The organism is Lysinibacillus sp. FW12 (assembly GCF_050817245.1).
Classification (GTDB): domain Bacteria; phylum Bacillota; class Bacilli; order Bacillales_A; family Planococcaceae; genus Lysinibacillus; species Lysinibacillus irui.
The window spans coordinates 3263441-3282520 of record NZ_CP139094.1; the positions used below are offsets into that span (position 1 = coordinate 3263441).

Annotated in this window: 18 protein-coding genes and 1 pseudogene; 9 read left to right on the forward strand and 10 right to left on the reverse strand. The window is 37.4% G+C overall.

Annotated elements, in window-relative coordinates; translation table 11 throughout:
- Positions 1-92: 92 nt before the first annotated feature.
- Complete coding sequence (locus SJW71_RS16985; protein WP_431811244.1) at positions 93-794, reverse strand: metal-binding protein ZinT; 702 nt, start codon at positions 792-794, stop codon at positions 93-95.
- Positions 795-1051: 257 nt separating this feature from the next.
- Here SJW71_RS16985 and SJW71_RS16990 point away from each other — a divergent pair.
- Positions 1052-1806: pseudogene (locus SJW71_RS16990) on the forward strand (DUF2087 domain-containing protein).
- Positions 1807-1823: 17 nt separating this feature from the next.
- Complete coding sequence (locus SJW71_RS16995) at positions 1824-2168, forward strand: GIY-YIG nuclease family protein (RefSeq protein ID WP_274796307.1); 345 nt, start codon at positions 1824-1826, stop codon at positions 2166-2168.
- 68 nt (positions 2169-2236) lie between these two features.
- Here the strand turns inward: SJW71_RS16995 and SJW71_RS17000 are convergent, their stop codons facing one another.
- The 8 genes from SJW71_RS17000 to SJW71_RS17035 all read right to left on the reverse strand — a co-directional run bounded on the left by SJW71_RS17000 (position 2237) and on the right by SJW71_RS17035 (position 10695).
- Positions 2237-2608: an MmcQ/YjbR family DNA-binding protein gene (locus SJW71_RS17000; RefSeq protein ID WP_431811245.1), complete on the reverse strand. Its 372-nt coding sequence runs from the start codon at positions 2606-2608 to the stop codon at positions 2237-2239.
- A gap of 123 nt (positions 2609-2731) precedes the next feature.
- Entirely contained in the window at positions 2732-3550 is an 819-nt protein-coding gene (locus tag SJW71_RS17005) for a YitT family protein (protein ID WP_312505696.1), read from the reverse strand.
- Between the two features lie 84 nt (positions 3551-3634).
- On the reverse strand, positions 3635-4933 hold the full coding sequence (locus tag SJW71_RS17010; protein ID WP_431812220.1) for a M48 family metallopeptidase: 1299 nt from the start codon (positions 4931-4933) through the stop codon (positions 3635-3637).
- Positions 4934-5120: 187 nt separating this feature from the next.
- Positions 5121-5930 (reverse strand): hypothetical protein, encoded by an 810-nt coding sequence (locus SJW71_RS17015; protein WP_313470686.1) that lies wholly within the window; start codon positions 5928-5930, stop codon positions 5121-5123.
- On the reverse strand, positions 5923-6993 hold the full coding sequence (locus SJW71_RS17020; protein ID WP_431811246.1) for an MBL fold metallo-hydrolase: 1071 nt from the start codon (positions 6991-6993) through the stop codon (positions 5923-5925). Before SJW71_RS17020 ends, SJW71_RS17015 begins: the two co-directional genes overlap by 8 nt.
- Complete coding sequence (locus SJW71_RS17025) at positions 6986-8647, reverse strand: ABC transporter permease (protein ID WP_274796301.1); 1662 nt, start codon at positions 8645-8647, stop codon at positions 6986-6988. Before SJW71_RS17025 ends, SJW71_RS17020 begins: the two co-directional genes overlap by 8 nt.
- Positions 8648-8707: 60 nt before the next feature.
- Positions 8708-9733 (reverse strand): ABC transporter substrate-binding protein, encoded by a 1026-nt coding sequence (locus tag SJW71_RS17030; protein ID WP_312505700.1) that lies wholly within the window; start codon positions 9731-9733, stop codon positions 8708-8710.
- Entirely contained in the window at positions 9730-10695 is a 966-nt protein-coding gene (locus tag SJW71_RS17035) for an ABC transporter ATP-binding protein (protein ID WP_429979446.1), read from the reverse strand. The genes SJW71_RS17030 and SJW71_RS17035 overlap by 4 nt, the downstream gene beginning before the upstream one ends.
- Positions 10696-10833: 138 nt before the next feature.
- On the opposite strand from SJW71_RS17035, the gene SJW71_RS17040 reads away from it, so the two are divergent.
- The 6 genes from SJW71_RS17040 (at position 10834) to SJW71_RS17065 (ending at position 16863) form a co-directional block, all read left to right on the forward strand.
- On the forward strand, positions 10834-11772 hold the full coding sequence (locus tag SJW71_RS17040; RefSeq protein ID WP_431811247.1) for a LysR family transcriptional regulator: 939 nt from the start codon (positions 10834-10836) through the stop codon (positions 11770-11772).
- A gap of 39 nt (positions 11773-11811) precedes the next feature.
- On the forward strand, positions 11812-12270 hold the full coding sequence (locus SJW71_RS17045; protein WP_274796297.1) for a PTS sugar transporter subunit IIA: 459 nt from the start codon (positions 11812-11814) through the stop codon (positions 12268-12270).
- Positions 12267-12530 carry a PTS sugar transporter subunit IIB gene (locus SJW71_RS17050; protein WP_274796296.1) on the forward strand — a complete coding sequence of 88 codons (264 nt, stop codon included), beginning with the start codon at positions 12267-12269 and terminating at the stop codon, positions 12528-12530. The genes SJW71_RS17045 and SJW71_RS17050 overlap by 4 nt, the downstream gene beginning before the upstream one ends.
- Positions 12531-12565: 35 nt before the next feature.
- A complete protein-coding gene (locus SJW71_RS17055) occupies positions 12566-13834 on the forward strand; it encodes a PTS ascorbate transporter subunit IIC (RefSeq protein WP_274796295.1) in 1269 nt (422 codons plus the stop codon).
- A 384-nt stretch (positions 13835-14218) separates the two neighbouring features.
- Complete coding sequence (locus tag SJW71_RS17060) at positions 14219-15205, forward strand: BMP family lipoprotein (RefSeq protein ID WP_431811248.1); 987 nt, start codon at positions 14219-14221, stop codon at positions 15203-15205.
- Positions 15202-16863 (forward strand): methyl-accepting chemotaxis protein, encoded by a 1662-nt coding sequence (locus tag SJW71_RS17065; protein WP_431811249.1) that lies wholly within the window; start codon positions 15202-15204, stop codon positions 16861-16863. Before SJW71_RS17060 ends, SJW71_RS17065 begins: the two co-directional genes overlap by 4 nt.
- 57 nt (positions 16864-16920) lie before the next feature.
- On the opposite strand, the gene SJW71_RS17070 is transcribed toward SJW71_RS17065, so the two are convergent.
- Positions 16921-17679, reverse strand: a complete 759-nt coding sequence (locus SJW71_RS17070) for an SDR family NAD(P)-dependent oxidoreductase (RefSeq protein WP_274796290.1) — start codon at positions 17677-17679, stop codon at positions 16921-16923.
- Between the two features lie 155 nt (positions 17680-17834).
- Between SJW71_RS17070 and SJW71_RS17075 the strand changes: the two genes are divergently transcribed.
- The gene (locus SJW71_RS17075) at positions 17835-19034 is read left to right on the forward strand and encodes an AraC family transcriptional regulator (protein WP_431811250.1); all 1200 of its coding nucleotides are present in this window, start codon (positions 17835-17837) and stop codon (positions 19032-19034) included.
- Positions 19035-19080: the final 46 nt, after the last annotated feature.

Sequence of the window (19080 nt, forward strand, 5' to 3'; positions counted from 1 at the left end):
TATCGTATATAGTAATTTTAAAACAAATGATTTTCAACTTCGATGGAAACCATTATTTTAATGACTTCCAGAAACCTCGTGTCTGTTTACTACTAATGAGCCTCCATTCCCTCAGCAATTTCCTCCCCTGTTAATGATTTCGGATAAAATGTGGGCCAATTATCCAGCTCCTCTAACAGCTCTGCACGATCATCACCAAAGTAAATATGAAAATGTGTTGATGCTTGATCTGAAATAATATGGTCACTAAATTGTACATATGTTGGCGCTTGTGAATTTTCATCTGTTTGCTTGAATATATAGCGAACGCCACGATTACCTTTGTCATATGTTAAAATCTCATATCCATCATACACATATGTACCTGTAACAACTTCTCCATTCCTATAAAATATCATTGTATTTTCGGCAATTTCAATTTGTGTGACATCTGTTTGGTAGCCAACTTTGTAATATTCCTTATATTCCTCAGCCGTTTTATCGCCATGAGCAGCTTTATGCTCTAATACCCCATCTAATGTACCATCTAACAAATAGGTATAGACAGATTGCCATTCACCTTGCCAATTCGTTAATGGGCGATCTGTAATATCACTATCCTCAAAATAACCTTTGGAAATCTGTTTCTCCTTATCTGTTTGTTCCCCACGGCTGTGATTGTGATGTTGTTCATGGTCCTCCCTATGCTCTGTCGCTTTAGCAACCACTTCCTCCTCTTTTTCTTTCTCCTGACACGCCACTAAAGTAGAAGCAATTGTTGCTACTGCAAATGGCACTAACCATTTTTTATTCATTGTTACCCTCCTTATAAATAGTAATGTTTACGATTTAAAACTATATAGTAATCATTACGATTTGTAAATAGTTTTCATCATCTAGGGTTATTTTTTCGCTTATCTAGTATTAGTAAAAATTTAAAAGCTTCCCCAACATATTGACACATCGTTTATAAAACGAATTGTTTTCATTGATTTTTTATAAACATTTTGTTATTTTAAATATAAATTAACAAACGAATATCAAAAACGTTTGTTAAATAGGAGGATTTCTCATGGATGTAAACGAACTATTTTGGCAAGCTCCTATCAACGACCTCAAAAAGGGCTACATCGACGAAAAGACACATTTCACTTGCTTATTGTGCGGTGAAAAAGTAGAGAAAGGGATTATATATCCCTATGAAGGCTTACTGTATGAAGCGGAAAAAATGATGCAGCAACATATAACAGTTGCACACCAATCTGTCTTTCATTATTTAAATGGTCTCAATAAAAAAATGACAGGCTTAACAGAACACCAAAGTCATATTTTACGCTTATTTTATGAAGGTAAATCCGACCAGGATATAAAAGAGGAATTAGAGATTGGAAGTGCCACGACTATTCGCCACCACCGTTTTGCGTTAAAAGAAAAAGAACGCCAAGCCAAAACATTGTTGGTAATGATGGAGTTATTGAAGGAACAAGATCAGAAGGAGGAACCATTTGTGCCTATTCATAAAACAGCTACAATGGTGGACGATCGCTACAACGTCACCCACTCGGAAGAACAGCAATTATTAGAAAAATTCTTTCCACATGGTATCGGCAAGGAGCTAGTACGTTTCCCTAAACGAGAAAACAGAAAATTGTAGTACTCCGTGCCATAACAAAGCTATTTGACGCAGAAAAACAATACACGGAAAAAGAATTGAATGAAGTAATCAAACCGATGTATGAAGACTATGTCCATATTCGTCGCTACTTAATTGAATATGGATTTCTAGACCGAAAAGCAGACGGTAGTGCCTATTGGGTAAAAAAATAAGAAAGCGGGTTTTTCACATGGATCAGAAAAAAGAGTTAAAAGAAATGTATAAAGACATGAAAATTGAAGCAGGCGTTTTTACAATGACTAATACACAAACAGGAAAAGTGTTTGTCGGTAGCTTTAATAACTTGAAAAGGCTAAATGGCTTTCAATTTATGCTAAAAACAAATACACATACCAATAAAGAGCTTCAAGCTGATTACAATACGTTTGGCCAAGATGCTTTTGAAGTGAAAATTGTTGAATATTTGAAGAAAAAAGAAGAGGGCTATTTCGATGCTAAAAGAGAACTCGAAAAACTAGAGCAAAAATGGCTGGACACGTTAAAGCCTTTTGGTGAGCGTGGTTATCATTCTTAATTTTACATGAGCGCATTTACTCTAATAAGATAGGTAAATGCGCTTTAAAACTTTTGCATGCATTGCGTTTAGTTAGTTTCTTTTAATCCAATTTCCTTTTGGGCTTTTTTTGTTAGCTTACTGTAAACGAGCTCATACGAATGTTGGATAAGTTGCTCTATCAAATCCATAGGGACATCTGTAGCATCCATATAAATCGAATTCCAATGAGTCTTATTCATATAATAGCCAGGTATAATGCTGGCATATGATTCACGTAAAACCTCTGCACGAGCAGGCTCACATTTTAACGTAAGTACTAGTCTCCCCTTTCCATCACCACCAATCATGGCATACATCTTCTCACCAATATGATAACGGTCTGCCTGCCATTCTTCCTTATAGTCATGGGTTGTTGCGTGAAGTTGTAGACAATAAGCATGAATCTTTTCCTTTTCCATCCTATATTTCCCTTTCATTCCATAAGCTTTGTTTTACTTGTTATCTTGTTCTTAGAATGAAGATAACAAAAACACACGTTCGATTATAGTCAGTATAATCGAAAACGTGTGTAGAAAATAGCGTTATTTACTTGTACCTCGATCAAACATCCCTATTACTTCTGTCGTCTGTAGAATATTGACAAATGACTTAGGATCGGTTTCCTTGATTGTGCTTTTCACATCAGCAAGTTGATAACGCGTAATTACAGTGATCAACACTTTCCGACCTTCGCCAGAGTAGGCTCCCTTGGCATCAATAATGGTTACGCCTCGATGAAGTTTTTCTAATAACTGCTGTTTAACTTCCTCACCTTTATTCGTAATAATCATTAGTGTTAATTTAATATGGCTAGTATGAATCGTATCAACCACTTTTCCAGTAGCATAAATAGAAACAAGCGTTAATAATGCAGCATCCCAACTAAAGACAAAACCAGAAACAGCCACTACAATACCATTCATTGCGGCAAGTAAAGTACCTAGAGGAAAATCTCGTTTACGGCTCAGAAGCATCGCAATAATATCAAAGCCCCCTGAGGAACCTGCAGCACGGAAAATTAGCCCCATTGCAAGACCCACAATGACACCACCAAATAACGATGCAAGGATTGGCTCTTGTGTAGCTTTGTAAACCGGAATAATATATAAACTTACTGACAAAACAGCCACAGAAAGAATTGTATAGCTAATAAAACGTTTGCCAAGCTTCATTACACCTATAATTAGCAAGGGCAAGTTAAGGAGTAAATTTAACACTCCTGTATTTAAAGGTGTCACAATCCCAAGCATGATGGCAATCCCGCTCAATCCACCACTGAGAATTTCATGAGGAATTAACAAAAAATTATAAGCAAAGGCCACTACGATGGAAGAAAGTGTAATTATAATCACATTACGCATAATGATGTCCCCTATAATCGACCGATTTTTGATAGAACTTTCTCTTAGACTACCCAACTTCATTAAATGAAAAACCTAACGACCTTACTTTTTCTTTTGTTCTTCCTTCAAAGGGCCATTCTCCTTGTGAACGCTTGTATCAGCAACCTTATAAATACGCTCTAGCATTGGTGGATGGGTATAACGGAACCATTTCACCAATAGTGGTGGATTGACTTCACTTAAGCCTGAAATCGTTAGCTTTTGAAATGCTGTTACTGCCGCTTCACGATCATTCATGAGGTTAATCGCATATTGGTCTGCTCGTGTTTCCTGATATCTTGACACGAAATTTGACATTGGATTGGAAGCAAATAATAAAATGGAGGTGATGAGTAAAAATAATGGATACGAGCAGATACTACTCACTTTATTAATTTTCAAAACCTGTCCATATCGTGCAACTAGACGCCGCATAAGTTTCGCCGTTATCCACAACCCTATTAAGGTAAGCAGAAGATAGCCTGCGATTCCAAAATATATATGCTTTTCTACATAATGTCCCATTTCATGCGCCATGATAAATAAAATTTCATTGTCCGTAAGTCTATTTAAGGTGGTATCCCATAACACAATTCTCGAATTGCTACCGATCCCTGTCACATAAGCATTTAAGGAATTGGTCTTTTCCGCCATATTCACCTCATAAACATGCTCTGCCGGGATATTTACCTGCGTAGCAAGTGACAATATCTTCGTTTCTAGCTCTTTATTTTTTAGCGGATAAAAATCATTGTACAAAGGATCGATGACTACTGGCTGGATGAACATTACAAAAATTGTAAATGGGATAGTTAATAGCCATGCATAGAGCCACCATCTTTTTTCGCTTTTTTTAATAAGCCAATAAATAACGGTAACGATAATCAGGCTCATTCCAAAGTTGATCCAAAAATCGATGACTCCATCCTTCATCCACGATCCAAAGGCTTGAGTACTAATCCCATAGCTTTTACTAAGATAGTAGCGATAATAGTTAAGTGGGAATAAAACTACATAGACTAATAAAGACAATAGGAATAAGTAGCCTGCATTTTGTAATAGCTTCCATTTCGATTGAGATGTAGACACCTTCTCAAAATACCGCGAGACGCCCAGCAATAAAATCATAAAGTAAACAAGCCACTCCAAAGGTGTCGCTACAAAGAATAAAAAGTTCCGTATTTTTGAATATTCACCACTCAAAAAAAGTTCCTTGCCAGACATAAACATCACTGGATCTGCAACCGTTCCTTGTAAAGCACTAGGTATTTTCCCTCCACCACTATGGAATATATACCAGTACATACAAAGCACGTAAACACCGAATAGAAGCAGCGTAACAATGCCCATTTTTTTTGCTATGTCATTTCCCCCTCATATCACCCAAAGATTGTCCTATAGTAAGTGTAAGCGAAATTACCAAAGTTAGAACAAACAAGGACCTACTTTTTTAACATCTCCGCTCACTAAGAAAAAATTCGCAACATTTCTATCAACGAGGACATAAAAGCTTTCTCACTGTTTCGAAATATTGCGAATATATTATATCCTATTTATCCATGACAAAAGCTGTTTTTCCTCGTTGGTCTTCACTTAAATAGCCAGCTGATAGTAGCTGCTCATACCATTGCTTTTCAATTACGGCTGCCTGAGCCTCATGATCTACTTTTGTAGAAAGCTCAACCATAATGTCTCCTTTATACTGCCACACCTCAATATCTGCATCCTGTCCAAAAAAGCTTCCTTTATAAGTAGTAGCATTAGCAGGACCGTACACAACGGCTTGAGATAAAGTATTTTTATACCAAGCATCAGAATCCCAATTTAGAATTTTCTTTGGTGAATTATCAACAATCAGTTTTTTTGCAGTACTCGTATCTACCTCATCGTAAGAAACATTCGAGGATGTTTTTAAAGATTCTTTACGACTAATGGTAAACGTACGATGATTTCCCTTTATATCTAATTCAAACTTGTAATTGGATTCAGAACCAGTGAAACCATGACTTTCTGTCTCTGCAATTGCTTTGCTCAATGGTGTATTCAAAAAGCGCTTTTTATAGGTAATATCCATCTTATTGCTTCCTTTGTATACACGCAAGCGGTGAATATAATCGTTTTGGAGAAAGGATTGATCAGGCGTATCATAAAAGTAAATCTTCACATCATCCTTCTTAACCGCCTGAAAAACCTCTAGAATATTGGATGATTCTGTGAAAAGCTCTGATTTGACATTGAATTTAATTTCATGTCCTGGCTCAATTGCTGCTTTCACCTTTGTTGTGCTTACACCCATAATACTGATAATTGTCAAACCCATCACACACATATATACAGCCCATTTTTTCAAGTTAACCATAATTGATTTCCTCCCTTTTTAATGTTGTTGCTAAATTTGTATGAGTACTGTGAAAATAGATAGTTTTTCGCGCATGAATACATTGCGACAGCTTCATAAGATCTCGATAGTCAGGATGCGTTTTATAAAAAAACTCCGTTACAGGACGATTCAAATCTTTTCTCTTAAGCGAGGAATGAGCATAACCAGTTTGGATGACAATGGCCGTTGGATACTTCTTTACAAGTTCCTCTAACCGAGCGTCATTCTGCTCCATAACGAAATAAAGCATATGATCACTGTCCGCTAGGTGCTGATGACGTAATGGCAACACCTTCTTGCTTGGCCACAGGTTGTCAGGGTCTTCATCATATTGCTCCAATAAATTTTGTAATTTAGTATCTACATGGATAGCTCGCGAAGTATGTTCAGAAAGATAGCTGATCATATCAACTGTTTTGCCAGAAAACGAGGAGGGAAAAATAAAAGCGTGATTTTGTTGAGCCTTAATGAAAGCAGCAAGTTGCTGTAACACTTCCAGATTATCAATACATTTTTCTATATGGCCGCTATCAATAAACGCTACATCATAAACGGTCCCGTCCTCCTCTGGTAGGGTTGCTTTTAACAAATAAGAATCGGCTACATAATCGCCTGAGAAAAAAAGTACTTCATCAAAAAATTGAATTTTGAACCACACACTTCCGATTAAATGTCCGCTATAGCCCCATTGGAAGGCAATACAGTCATTAACCTTAATCCATTTTCCTATGGAATCTGGATGGAAAGTATGAAGATTTGGTATAGGCTGTTGAAGCTGCTGTGCGGTCCTGTGGCTCATCAGTACTTGTCCTGAATACCCCATCTTTTTTAGTAATGGCAATGCGCCTACATGATCAATATGCGAGTGAGAAATAAAGACAGCTTGTAGCTTTTTTATATGGGCAGGCGCTAAATTTGGTGGCGTTTTTTCAGCATTTTTCATAATGCCACAATCCAATAATATGGCCTGTCCTCGGTTTTCAATATAAAAGCAATTGCGCCCATACTCCCCAACGCCACCTAAAATGTCAATATTAAGCATTGGCCTGACCCCCTCGTCTTTGCAGCCAATCTAATAGAAACATAAAAATTACTGTCATAATGACTGTGATGACAGCAACCGCCATCCCTACTCCTACATTCCCTTGCTCAAATTGACTATAGATAAATGTGGCACCTGTCTCGACAGAAGGCGGCAAAATGAGGAGACCTGCTACTAGCTCTCGCATTGAAATAATAAAGGTCATCATCATTCCTGTCAGAATCCCTTGCATTAATAACGGAAGAATGATGCGACGATACACATGCCAATTACTACGCCCAAAAATAGAGGCTGATTGAAAAATAGAAGCATCTAATTGGGAAAACGAAGATTTAATATACTGTACCGAGTAGGGTAGGAATAGAACACAATATGTGACAACAACCATTGCTTTCGTGTTATAAATGGTTGCTGGCAGCCATGGAGCATTCCAAAACATAATTAGCCCTACAACAAAAACAATCCCTGGAATAATATTAGGCATTAAACTAAAAAAATCTAAAACCTGTTGTTTTTTGGTTTCTCCTTTTTTAATATAAAGAGCAATTAATAATCCAACAATGGCTGTGATAATAGCTGTCATAATTGAAAAAGTAATGCTATTTATAAATGCCGTTAAGCCTGCACTTCCTCCTGTAAATACCTCCTGGTAAGAAGCGAAGCTGAAATTTCCGGCTTGTAAACCATCTCCTCTTACTTTTTGCAAAGAGGTAACGATAATAGAAAAATAAGGTATACCAATAGACAGCAATAGGACCATGCCTACAAATATCCATGAGCTTGCTCTTATATACCACTTGTCTTTGATTTCACGTTTAGCAGGTGTTTTTCCAGAAAGTACACCATACGTATAACGACGTCCAATAAGATTTTGGAAATACCAAATGATTAAGCAAACGGATAGTAAAAATAAAGAGAGAGAGGTCGCCATGCTAATATCGACTGGCCATCTCGATAGATACGTGTGAATTTCGGTTGTAAATACTTGAAATCCAATACGACTACCAAATGTGGCAGGAGTTCCAAATTCAGCAAGCGTTTTGATAAAAATGAGTAGACTGCCTAAAACATAGCTTGAAAGTACAAGTGGTAAAACAACTGTTAGCCAATTCCGCCAAGAACTTCTTCCAAAAATAAGTGCCGCATCTAAAAACGAGCCATTCATTCGAAGCAATGTATTTTTTAACATTAAATACAAAAACGGAAAGAGATGGAGGCTCATAATCATGACCATGCCAAATAAAGAAAAGAAAGAGTCCGTCATCCAAGCCGCACTTGGAACTAGTTGCTGAAGAAATCCGTTTTCTTGCATAAACAATATCCAGCCCATCGAACCAATATAAGGCGGTGTCATAAATGGAATTGTTAACACAATATCAAGCCAATCATATTGATATAAACTTGTTTTCGTTCGGATAAACGCCATAGGAAAAGCGATAACCGTTGTCCCGATGATAACGAACAGCCCTAGTCCTACTGAATTGGCAAGTGTCTTCCATAATCTTTCATGCTCGAACATTCGGCCAAACTGAGAAACATCGAATTGCCCCTCTTTTGCAAAGGTATAAAATAATATTGCCAGTAATGGAGCGACAGCAAAAACGGTGACAAGTGCCATTAAAAATCCAAAAGCTCGTCTTCCTTCCATAATCATGACTACTACAACCCTTCTATAGAAAACTGAAAAGGAGGTATAGCCCCCCTATTTAACTATTTAACGAAATAAATCAGTAAACTTTGTTAATACTTCCAGCTGCTTAGCTTCTGCACCAATCCAATCGACATGTAGCTGTGGAATTTCATCTAATGCGGCGCGATTTTTAACAGCAATCTCTTTATTTCCAGGTAATAAATAAGCATCAGCTACAAGTTTTTGGCCTTCATCTGACAGTAAAAAATCAACATAGGCCTTTGCAGCTTCTACATGTTTAGCTTCCTTTAAAATACCAACAGCACGAGGACTAACTACCGTCCCACTTTTCGGGTAGATAATCTCTACCGGCTCACCGTCCGCTTTTGCTTTATACGCCATATAATCTACGCCTGCAATCGTGGCATTTTTCTCACCCGTAATAACAGCATCTAATGCTTCTTTATTTGCACCATTGACTTGTAAGCCATTTTTCTTCCACGTATCAATCGTGCTCCAAGCCTTGTTATCTGCTTCCGTATAGCCGAATAAGAAATCAACAGCAGAACCAGACAAGCTAGGATCGGGGATATTGATTTTGTTTTGCCAGTCGGCTTTTGCTAAATCGGACCAATCTTCAGGTATTTGTGTTGTATTTTTCGTATTATACGCAATACCTAAAGCTGAAGCACTATAGCCATAGAAATAGCCCTCTCCATCAGACCAGTCCTTGTTGATGTTGTCTTTGTTGGCAGCATCTTGATAGCTTTGCAATTGATCTGTTGCCTTTAAGCCATCCATTGAGGCAACGGACGCAAGCACCACAACATCTGCTGCAGGATTATTTTTTTCTGCCTCTAAACGAGAAAGAATTTTACCAGTAGTTCCTTGAAACATTTCAACCTTGATCCCTGTTTTTTCTTCAAAAGCTTCTTGAATATTTGCAGCTAAACCATCTGGACCAGCAGAATATACCGTCAGTACTTTCTCCTCCGGTGTCTTTGCACTTGCTTCTTTCACATCTTTTGCCTCTTTATTACCACAACCTGCTAATGCTAATGTCAATAAAATCCCAGCAGTTGCCCATAACTTAAAACGTCGTTTTTTCAATGTAAACCCTCCAATTGATAGATTTGTTTTTCATCAATAAATACTTGTAGTCGTTTTCCCTGCTCTAAGGGATGATTTTCATAAAAACTCCATGGCTTTCCTTCCACCTGTGCTTGCACTAAATAACGGTCACCCACAAACGTACTTTTCATAATCTCCGCTTGCTTCGCTATCGTCCCTGGACGTTGGATACTCGAAACGCATTCAGGACGTACAATGGAATGTCCATTTTGTAGCCAATTCACTTTGCCAATAAAATCTGCTACGTACGGTGTTGCTGGTGCTCGATAAATTTCCTCTGGTGAGCCGATTTGAGCAATCCTCCCTGCCTCCATGACAATAATTTGATCAGACATGGTCATGGCCTCTGTTTGATCGTGTGTGACAAAAATAGCCTGGCAATCAAGCTCATGAATAAGATGCATGATTTCGTCTTGCATTTGCTCTCTGAGGACAGCATCAAGAGCTGACAGTGGCTCATCAAATAAAATCAATTTAGGATTGGTTGCTAAAGCCCTCGCTAATGCTACCCGTTGCTGTTGGCCGCCCGATAATTCACCAGGCTTCCGTAGCTCATAGCCTTGCATTTTAACCATTTGCATGACATGCTCCACTCGAGCCGGAATGTCTGACTTAGGAACAATCCCCTTTAAGCCAAAGGCAATATTTTGATAGATGGTCATATGTGGCCACAGTGCAAAATCCTGAAAAACCATGGCAATATTGCGTTTATTCGGTTTGACATTTTTGCGAGATTCCGAAGAATAAATTACGGTGTCATCAAATCGAATTTCCCCTTTCGTTGGTTGTTCAAGGCCTGCAAGCAATTTTAGTAAAGTTGTTTTACCACAGCCTGATTGTCCAAGAATGGTAATGAATTGTTGATCTAACTCCACATCGATAGGCCATAATGCTTGGGATTGCCCATATTTTTTCTCGATATTGGTTAATGAGATTTTCATACATATCCTCCTCGTTATGTACAACTATAAATTCCAGATATTTAGAAAATATTAATCTACTATTAATAACTCGTTAAAATAAATCTAATAAACTAAAGTAAATGCAAGATTTTTTCTAATTTGCTTTAGGAGGATAAAATGAATAATAGTAAATTACAGGCATTTTGCTTACTCGTAGAATTAAAAAAATTAGCCCCTGTTGCCAAAGAACTTGGCATTACAGCCCCTACAGTGTCCTTTCATATCCGCTCTATTGAAGAGGAATACGGCATTCGCTTGTTTCGAACAAATGCAGGAGGATATCGTTTAACAGAGGCTGGCGAGGGTGTTTATCATTATGCCCGTCAAATCGTTCAACTCCAAAAGGATATGAATCGTTTTGTCGAAACCCTTTTGGCAGGACATATTGGCTCATTGCGACTTGGGGCAAGTGGATTGCCTGCGCATATTTTCATGCCAGATTTAATCCATCAAGTTTCAACAGCTTATCCAGAGATTCGCATTTCATTGGAAGTAAAAACAGCACCTGAAATTGAAGAAAAAGTTGCACTGCAAGAGTTAGATTACGGACTTATTATGGAAACTAAACAGGAAAATCCTTTACTTCATTACGAGACTATTGGTGAAGATGCACTCGTTTTGGCATGCAGTCCTACACACGAGCTAGCAACAAAAAAGAACATCACAAAAGAAGATGTTCTTAAAAACAAACTATTATTGCACACGTCCTCTAGCTCCACGAATCACTTTATTGAAAAATGGATGAATCCTTTTCAGCCCTCTATGTATACGATTGAATTGGATTCTGTAAGCACGATTAAAAAGATGCTGACCTTTGAAAAAAATGTGGCTTTTTTATCTGTTGCTTTAATAGAGGAAGAATTAAAATCCGGATTACTAGTAAAAAAGGATTTACATGATGTGACACTTAAGAGAAAAATTCAATTTATTTATCCTAAAACACGCTTAGATCACACGATTGATAAATTTGTCAAACAGTCGATTGATGAAGTTGCACAACAATTAAAAAAAGTCTTCCGTCATGACATAATTCCACAGGTAGCCGTAATAACATGAAATGGGGACATTTTATTCTTTTAGAAAGGAGGGTTGTCCTTGCTAACCAAGCTGTTGACAAAGGATTGTATACAGCTTGCAAATTTTGTCCATTCGTGGCAGGAAGCCATTCATTTAGCGGCAAGCCCATTATTACAGTACAACAAGATTGAACAACGTTACATCGAAGCTATGATTCAATCCATTGAGCAATATGGTCCCTACGTCGTTATCACACCGAAAGTGGCCATTCCACATGCGCGACCAACTGATGGCGTTTATGAACAAGGAATGAGTTTGCTATGCTTAGAAAAGCCTGTATTTTTCAGTCCCAATCAGCCTGTTTACTTAATTTTTGTGTTAGCGGCCATCGATAATATGTCACATTTACAAGCCTTGGCAGATTTGATAGTAGTATTACAAAATCCTGACCAGATTGACGACCTTATTGCCTGTCAGCATCAAGACACGCTATGGGAGAAAATCAAACAATATACAACAAAGGAGTCAACAGAATGAAAATTTTAGTTGTATGTGGGAGCGGCTTAGGCAGTAGTTTTATTTTAGAGTTAAATGTCAAAAAAGCATTAGAGGCATTAGGGAAAGAAGCTGAGGTATCACATACGGATTTAGCATCCGCAAAGGCGGAGACAGCAGATATTTATTTAGGCGCCGCCGACATTGTAAATGAACTAGCAAAAGACAAAGGAATCATTGTGAGCATCGTTAATATGATGAGCATTGCGGAAATTAAAGAAAAGCTAGAACCATTTCTTTAGGCACTTAAAAAATTGGATAGGATGAGGTGTTGAATATGTTAGATGTTATCATGTATGACATTTTAGGAACACCAGCTATATTAGTCGGCCTATTCGCATTGATTGGTTTACTGATTCAAAAGAAATCAAGTTCTACAGTTCTTTCAGGTACTTTAAAAACCATAATGGGCTTTGTCATCCTTGGTGCAGGAGCAACTGTCCTAATTGGCTCTTTAGATCATTTTAGTAAAATGTTCGACCATGCCTTTCAAGTACAGGGGGTCATTCCTAACAATGAAGCCATTGTGGCAGCTGCTCAGACTAATTTTGGTACAGCTACTGCACTGATTATGGTATTCGGAATGATTATGAACCTATTATTAGCGCGATTTACGCCATTAAAATATATCTTTTTAACTGGGCATCATACATTATTTATGGCTTGTTTAATCGCTGCTTCATTGTCTGTAGGTGGGATGAGTGGTATACCACTTATTATTGTCGGATCTATTATCCTCGGTCTTTGTATGGTCGTGTTCCCTGCTATTTTACAACCAACAGTCCGACAAATCACTGGTAGTGACGATTTTGCCGTCGGTCATTTTGGCAGTGTTGGCTATTATGTTTCTGCCAAAATCGGCAAGTTAGTTGGTAATAAAGCGAGAACAACAGAGGACATACAAGTACCAAAATCACTTGGCTTTTTACGTGATACTTCTGTCGCTATTTCTTTAACAATGGCTATATTCTTTGTCATTGTTGCCCTTTTCGCAGGACCTTCTTATATCGAGGCACAATTGTCTAATGGGTCTAACTTTATTATTTTCGCGATTATGCAAGCGATTACATTTGCTGCAGGCGTCTATATTATTTTAGCAGGCGTTCGGATGTTAATTGCAGAAATTATTCCAGCCTTTAAAGGAATTGCTGATAAACTCGTACCAAATACAAAGCCAGCACTAGATTGCCCAACCATCTTCCCCTTTGCACCGAATGCCGTCATCATTGGTTTCATCTTTAGTTTTTTAGCAGGGGTGGTTTCTATGTTTATCCTCCCCTTCATCGGACTAAAGGTTATTGTTCCAGGGCTTGTTCCGCATTTCTTCACAGGTGCTGCAGCAGGCGTCTTTGGTAATGCCACAGGCGGCAGAATTGGTGCCATGGCAGGAGCTTTTGCTAACGGTTTATTAATTAGTTTTATCCCAGCTATCCTTCTTATCTTTATGGGAGACATTGGCTATGAAGGAACAACCTTTGGCGATTCAGACTTCGGTGTTATCGGTATTATTATTATTAATTTATTAAAATTATTTGGAGCGGTTTAAAGCTGATGTAATTAGCTTTCATTTTGTTAATAAAGAACGATTGACGTGGAGTTGATTTTGGTTATGCCAGCGTTCTTTTCTAGTGGCATCGCGCGGCTCATTGCATGCCACCAGGAATTCATCACCAAGCAATTCTGGCATGGAAAGTCTTATCAATTTTCATAAAAATTACATTATGAATGCCTAGCGCTATTAGCGGTAGGCTTTTTGCTGCGGAAACTTTAATAAAACGATTACTTTATTTGTAATCCTCCTTTATATGTGTCACTTAGTATGGATATATAGCAGAAAACTAATATTTATTTTTTCTCGATGTCTGACATCAGACTAAAAAACTTCACATTTTGCCGATATATACTCTATAAACAACAGGAGGTACACAATTTGAAAAAATTAATGGTTATTTTTCTTTTGATTGCTCTGTTAGCAGCAGGTTGCTCGACAGCTCAGACAGAATCATCAACTGAGGAATATAAAATAGGTATTTTACTTTCAGATGCAGGACTTGGTGATGAGTCATTTAATGATTCTGCTTTTAAGGGGCTAGAAAAGGCCCGAGATGAGCTTGGCATTTTATTTGATTACAAAGAGGCACCTGATGGTAATTACGAGGAAAAGCTGAACGAGCTTGTTGCTGAAAAATACGATATCATCATCGGCCTAGGTTTTTCAGTACAAGAAGCGCTAGAAAAGACAGCAAAACAATTTCCAGAGCAGCAATTTATACTGATTGATGGACAATCCGAGGTCGACAACATAATTTCCATTACCTTTAAAGAACAGGAAGGTAGCTTTTTAGTTGGTATGGTGGCAGCTATGACAAGCAAAACAGGAAAAATAGGCTTTATTGGTGGGGCAGATGCTCCTGTTATCCATCACTTTGAAAATGGATTTATTGAGGGAGCTCGTTACGTAAAACCTACTATTGAAATTTTGAGTAAATATGCTGGTACTTTTGATGATACTCAGGCAGGCGCAGCAATAGCTGATCAATATATTAAAAATAACGTTGATTTTATTTACCATGCCGCTGGTTTTACTGGCTTTGGGGCAATTAAAAAGGCCGAAGAAAAAGGCATTTATGCAGCCGGTGTTGATATTGATCAATTTTTTGTTGCTGAAAAAACGGTGGTTACATCCATGCTAAAAAATGTTGACCTTGCCGTCTATCAACTTGCGAAGACATTAGTAGAAGACGGAAAAATAACGGAAAAATCGTTTGCCTTAGGTCTCGCCGATCAAGGCGTGGGACTAGCCGATATTCGCGTTATTCAACTGACAACCGAGCAACAAGCTGCCATTGAAAAAGCAAGAGAAGCCATTGTTGCAGGTACGATAAAAGTAAATGCAGAAAAGAGGGATGGCCAGTGACATTACGTAAAAAATTATTTATGAATACACTGATCCCAATCGTACTGGCAATGGCTATGATTGGTTTCATTATCATGCAAACATTTACGATTCAAACAACAGCACAGGATGACACTGAACTTTTACTTGTAGTAAAGGAACTTGAACAAAGTCTGGTGGTTGCCAGCCAATCATTAAATAATTACACCTATTTAGAAAGTGAAGCCAATAAAAACGAAGCACTTGCTATATTACAAGAAACAAAAAGTAATGTAGACGAATTAGCCGCTCTCTCAAAAATACCAGAGCATCAAGCAATCATCGAGAAAATAGCTAGTAAATTTAAAGATCTAGAACAAGCTACAGAAAGCGGCTTTCAAGAAAACAACCGTTCTGAAATTAAAAAGCAGTCCATCAGAATCAAAGGTATTTTAAATGATATGTATTTGCTGAAAAAAGAAACGAACGAATGGTATCAGGAGATGATACAAGTCACAAAGCAAAAAATAGGATTCATTACAAATTCGACAATCATAGGTAGTGTGTTATTAATTATCGCAACAATTATTTACTCCTATTTGGCTGCGAAAAGAATTACCAAACCGATTAATCAAATTGTAGAATGTGCACAGGCCGCAGCTACAGGGGATCTAACGATTGATACCGCTACCCTTTCCTATCACCCAAACAGTCGAAACGAAATCGATCGATTAACAGAAAGCTTTTCACAGATGATGAATAATCTAAAAGGTACAGTTCAATCAATTGATCATATCGGACAGGATGTTAATTTATTTACACAAGATGTTACGAGCCATATGAAAAATATTCATGAAAGCAGTAACCAAATCGCTACATCTACTGATGAATTAGCAAAAGGAAGCTACACAATGTCAGAGGACATCCAATCTGTTGCAATTCTGATGAATGGTATGGCTGATCAATTCAAAGGTGTCATGCTAACAAGCGAGCAATCAGCTACAAAAGGTAAACAGGCATTGGAAGCCGTTCATAATGGGCAGTACTCATTAGAAAAGCAAGCTACTATTGTGAAGGATATTTCAACCACATCACTTGATATTAAAGAGGCTGTTACGCAGTTTTCCCAATTTACCTCAGAAATTGAAGGAGCAGCTAATGCTGTCCACACGATTGCAAGCCAAACGAATTTACTTGCCTTAAATGCCGCTATCGAGGCTGCACGCGCGGGAGAAGCGGGTAAAGGGTTTGCCATTGTCGCAGATGAAGTTAAAAAGCTCTCAACAGAAACAGAGCATGCAACGACTTTAATATCTTCAATGGTAACGCAAATTCAAGATGGCATTACCCATATACTAACTACGGCTGAACGTGGCTATCAGCTTTCAAATGAGCAAGCACAATCTATGGAAGAAACAGAAAAATCTTTCGCAGTGATTGCGACCCAAATTGCAAATATCCATCATGATTTACAACATCTTATAAAAGAAATGGGTCATACGAATGACATGAGCCAACAAGTAAATCGTACTATTGAAAATATTTCAGCCATTACTGAAGAAACAGCGGCTGGTACAGAAGAAATATCTGCATCGACACAGGAACAGCTACTAGCCTTCGAAAAAATTAATACAAAAATAATCGACCTTCAAGAAATGACAGATACATTGATGAATGAGCTAAAAAAATTTACATTATAGCCATTAGAGGCAATACCTAAAGAAATCCAGTGAAGACTTTCACTGGATTTCTGAATGTTATAAAGTTAAGCCACCGTCTACTAGCACGATTGAGCCTGTCATATAGCTTGCTTTATCTGATGCTAGGAACACAACCATTTCAGCAAGTTCCTCTGGTTTCGCATAGCGTCCCATTCTCATATTCGGAAGTTCCTCAGGAATATAGCCACCTGTTTCAAACATATTTGTTACGCTGTTTGTTAACGCTGTCTCTACTCCACCTGGACAAATACCATTGATACGGATGCCTTTTTTTACATATTCTAAGGAAGCTGACTTTGTTAAACCTACTACTGCATGCTTACTTGCAGAATAGACAGCCATACTATGCTCACTACGAACGCCAGCTGTTGAAGCCGTATTAATAATAGAGCCGCTACCTTGTCCTTCCATTACTTTTAAAACATGTTTTAAGCCAAGGAATACACCCTTCACATTGATTGCCATAATACGATCATATTCTGAATCATCGATCTCTGTTAATGGAGAAATTTTTTGAATAACTCCAGCATTATTGAAAAATACATCGATACGTCCATAAGTATCTACTGCCGCATTGACATATTTCTGAACATCTTCACTTTTTGAAACATCAGCCTGAACGAAAATGCCTTCTCCGCCTTGCTCTTTAATTAAGTTTAATGTCTCTTCCCCTGTTTCCTTGTTGAAATCAACAACTACCACTTTTGCACCATTGCTAGCAAGTTTCAAACTGCTGGCTCTTCCAATACCACTTCCTCCACCTGTTACAACTGCAATTTTATTCAAAAGATCCATCTTCTATTCCTCCCTAACATCTTGAATTCAGTATCTATTTTATTGCTACTTCTCCTTAATTTATTGTATTATTCTACACAAAATAGAACTTTCTCATTGTCTATACAATAAAAATTGTAATTGCTTTCATTACTATTATAAACGGGGGGAGAAACGTGAAAATATCGACAATTGATCTTCAATACATAAGTCAACTCATCTATGAAACCCATCACCTTCCTGTTTCTTATATCAATGCATTAGGAGAAGTTATTTTTGACTATTCATCAGCTGACTATCAAGAAAATCCTTCCTATCATTCTTTAAAGGAACAGTTAACAGCATATCCATATCATAGAGCTTCAAATGATTATCCAATTTTTTTCTCTCATGCTGAATTTAATTTTTTCTATATCAACCTAAAAATCGATGAACAATATTTAGGAGCCATTGTCGTTGGCCCTTCCCTTTCACCAGAAATGGAAGAAGCTGTGAATCCAACTACTTATCATAAGCACGAGATGATTCCTCATCTTCATTATCAGCAATGTTTAGCTATTAGTTTATTTGTTTATTTTTCAATCTATCAAAAGAAATTAACTAAAACGGCTGTTATTCAACACAACAAAGCATTAAAGCCCCTAATTCGTCATGAGGAAAATACTGCGATAGAACTTTCACATGCTAGAAGAAATGCTATTGTTCATACAAATCTTTACTACGAAAAAATACTGTTAGACTATGTGAAAAATGGACGTATGGAAAATCTAAATGAAGTTTTAAACTATTCCATTATGGAGCAAGCAGAACTAGGAGTACTTTCCAAACGTAATAATTTAAGAAGTGTACAGTACTTGATGATTACAGGAGTTGCCCTTATATGTCGTGCAGCAATTGAAGGTGGTTTAAATGAAGAAACAGCCTTTACATTAAATGATTTCTACATACAAAAGCTTGAGGATCAAAATAGCTTAATCGACATTCTTTCATTAATGGAGGAAGCTATTTACGATTTTACGCGTCGTGTGTCAAAGACAAATAAACAGAAATATTCAGCACCCATTACAACTTGCATCCACACGATCGAAAATCAACTATATGGTGAAATCACGCTTGATCAACTTTCAGCCATTTGCCACTTAAGCCCAAATTATCTTTCTTCTTTATTTAAAAAAGAAGTAGGAATTTCCTTAAGCGAATATATTCAGCAACAAAAAATTGAGGAGGCGAAAAAACTATTAACCTTTACAAACTATCCAATCCTTGATATCGGCTCATTACTGAACTTCACAGACCAAAGTTATTTTATTAAAGTTTTTAAAAAATTTACGGATATCACCCCTAAGCAATATAGAAATGAGTATTCTCGTAAATGATGTAAAAAAAGAGAAAGTGAAGCACTGTAGCCACCTACTTTTACTT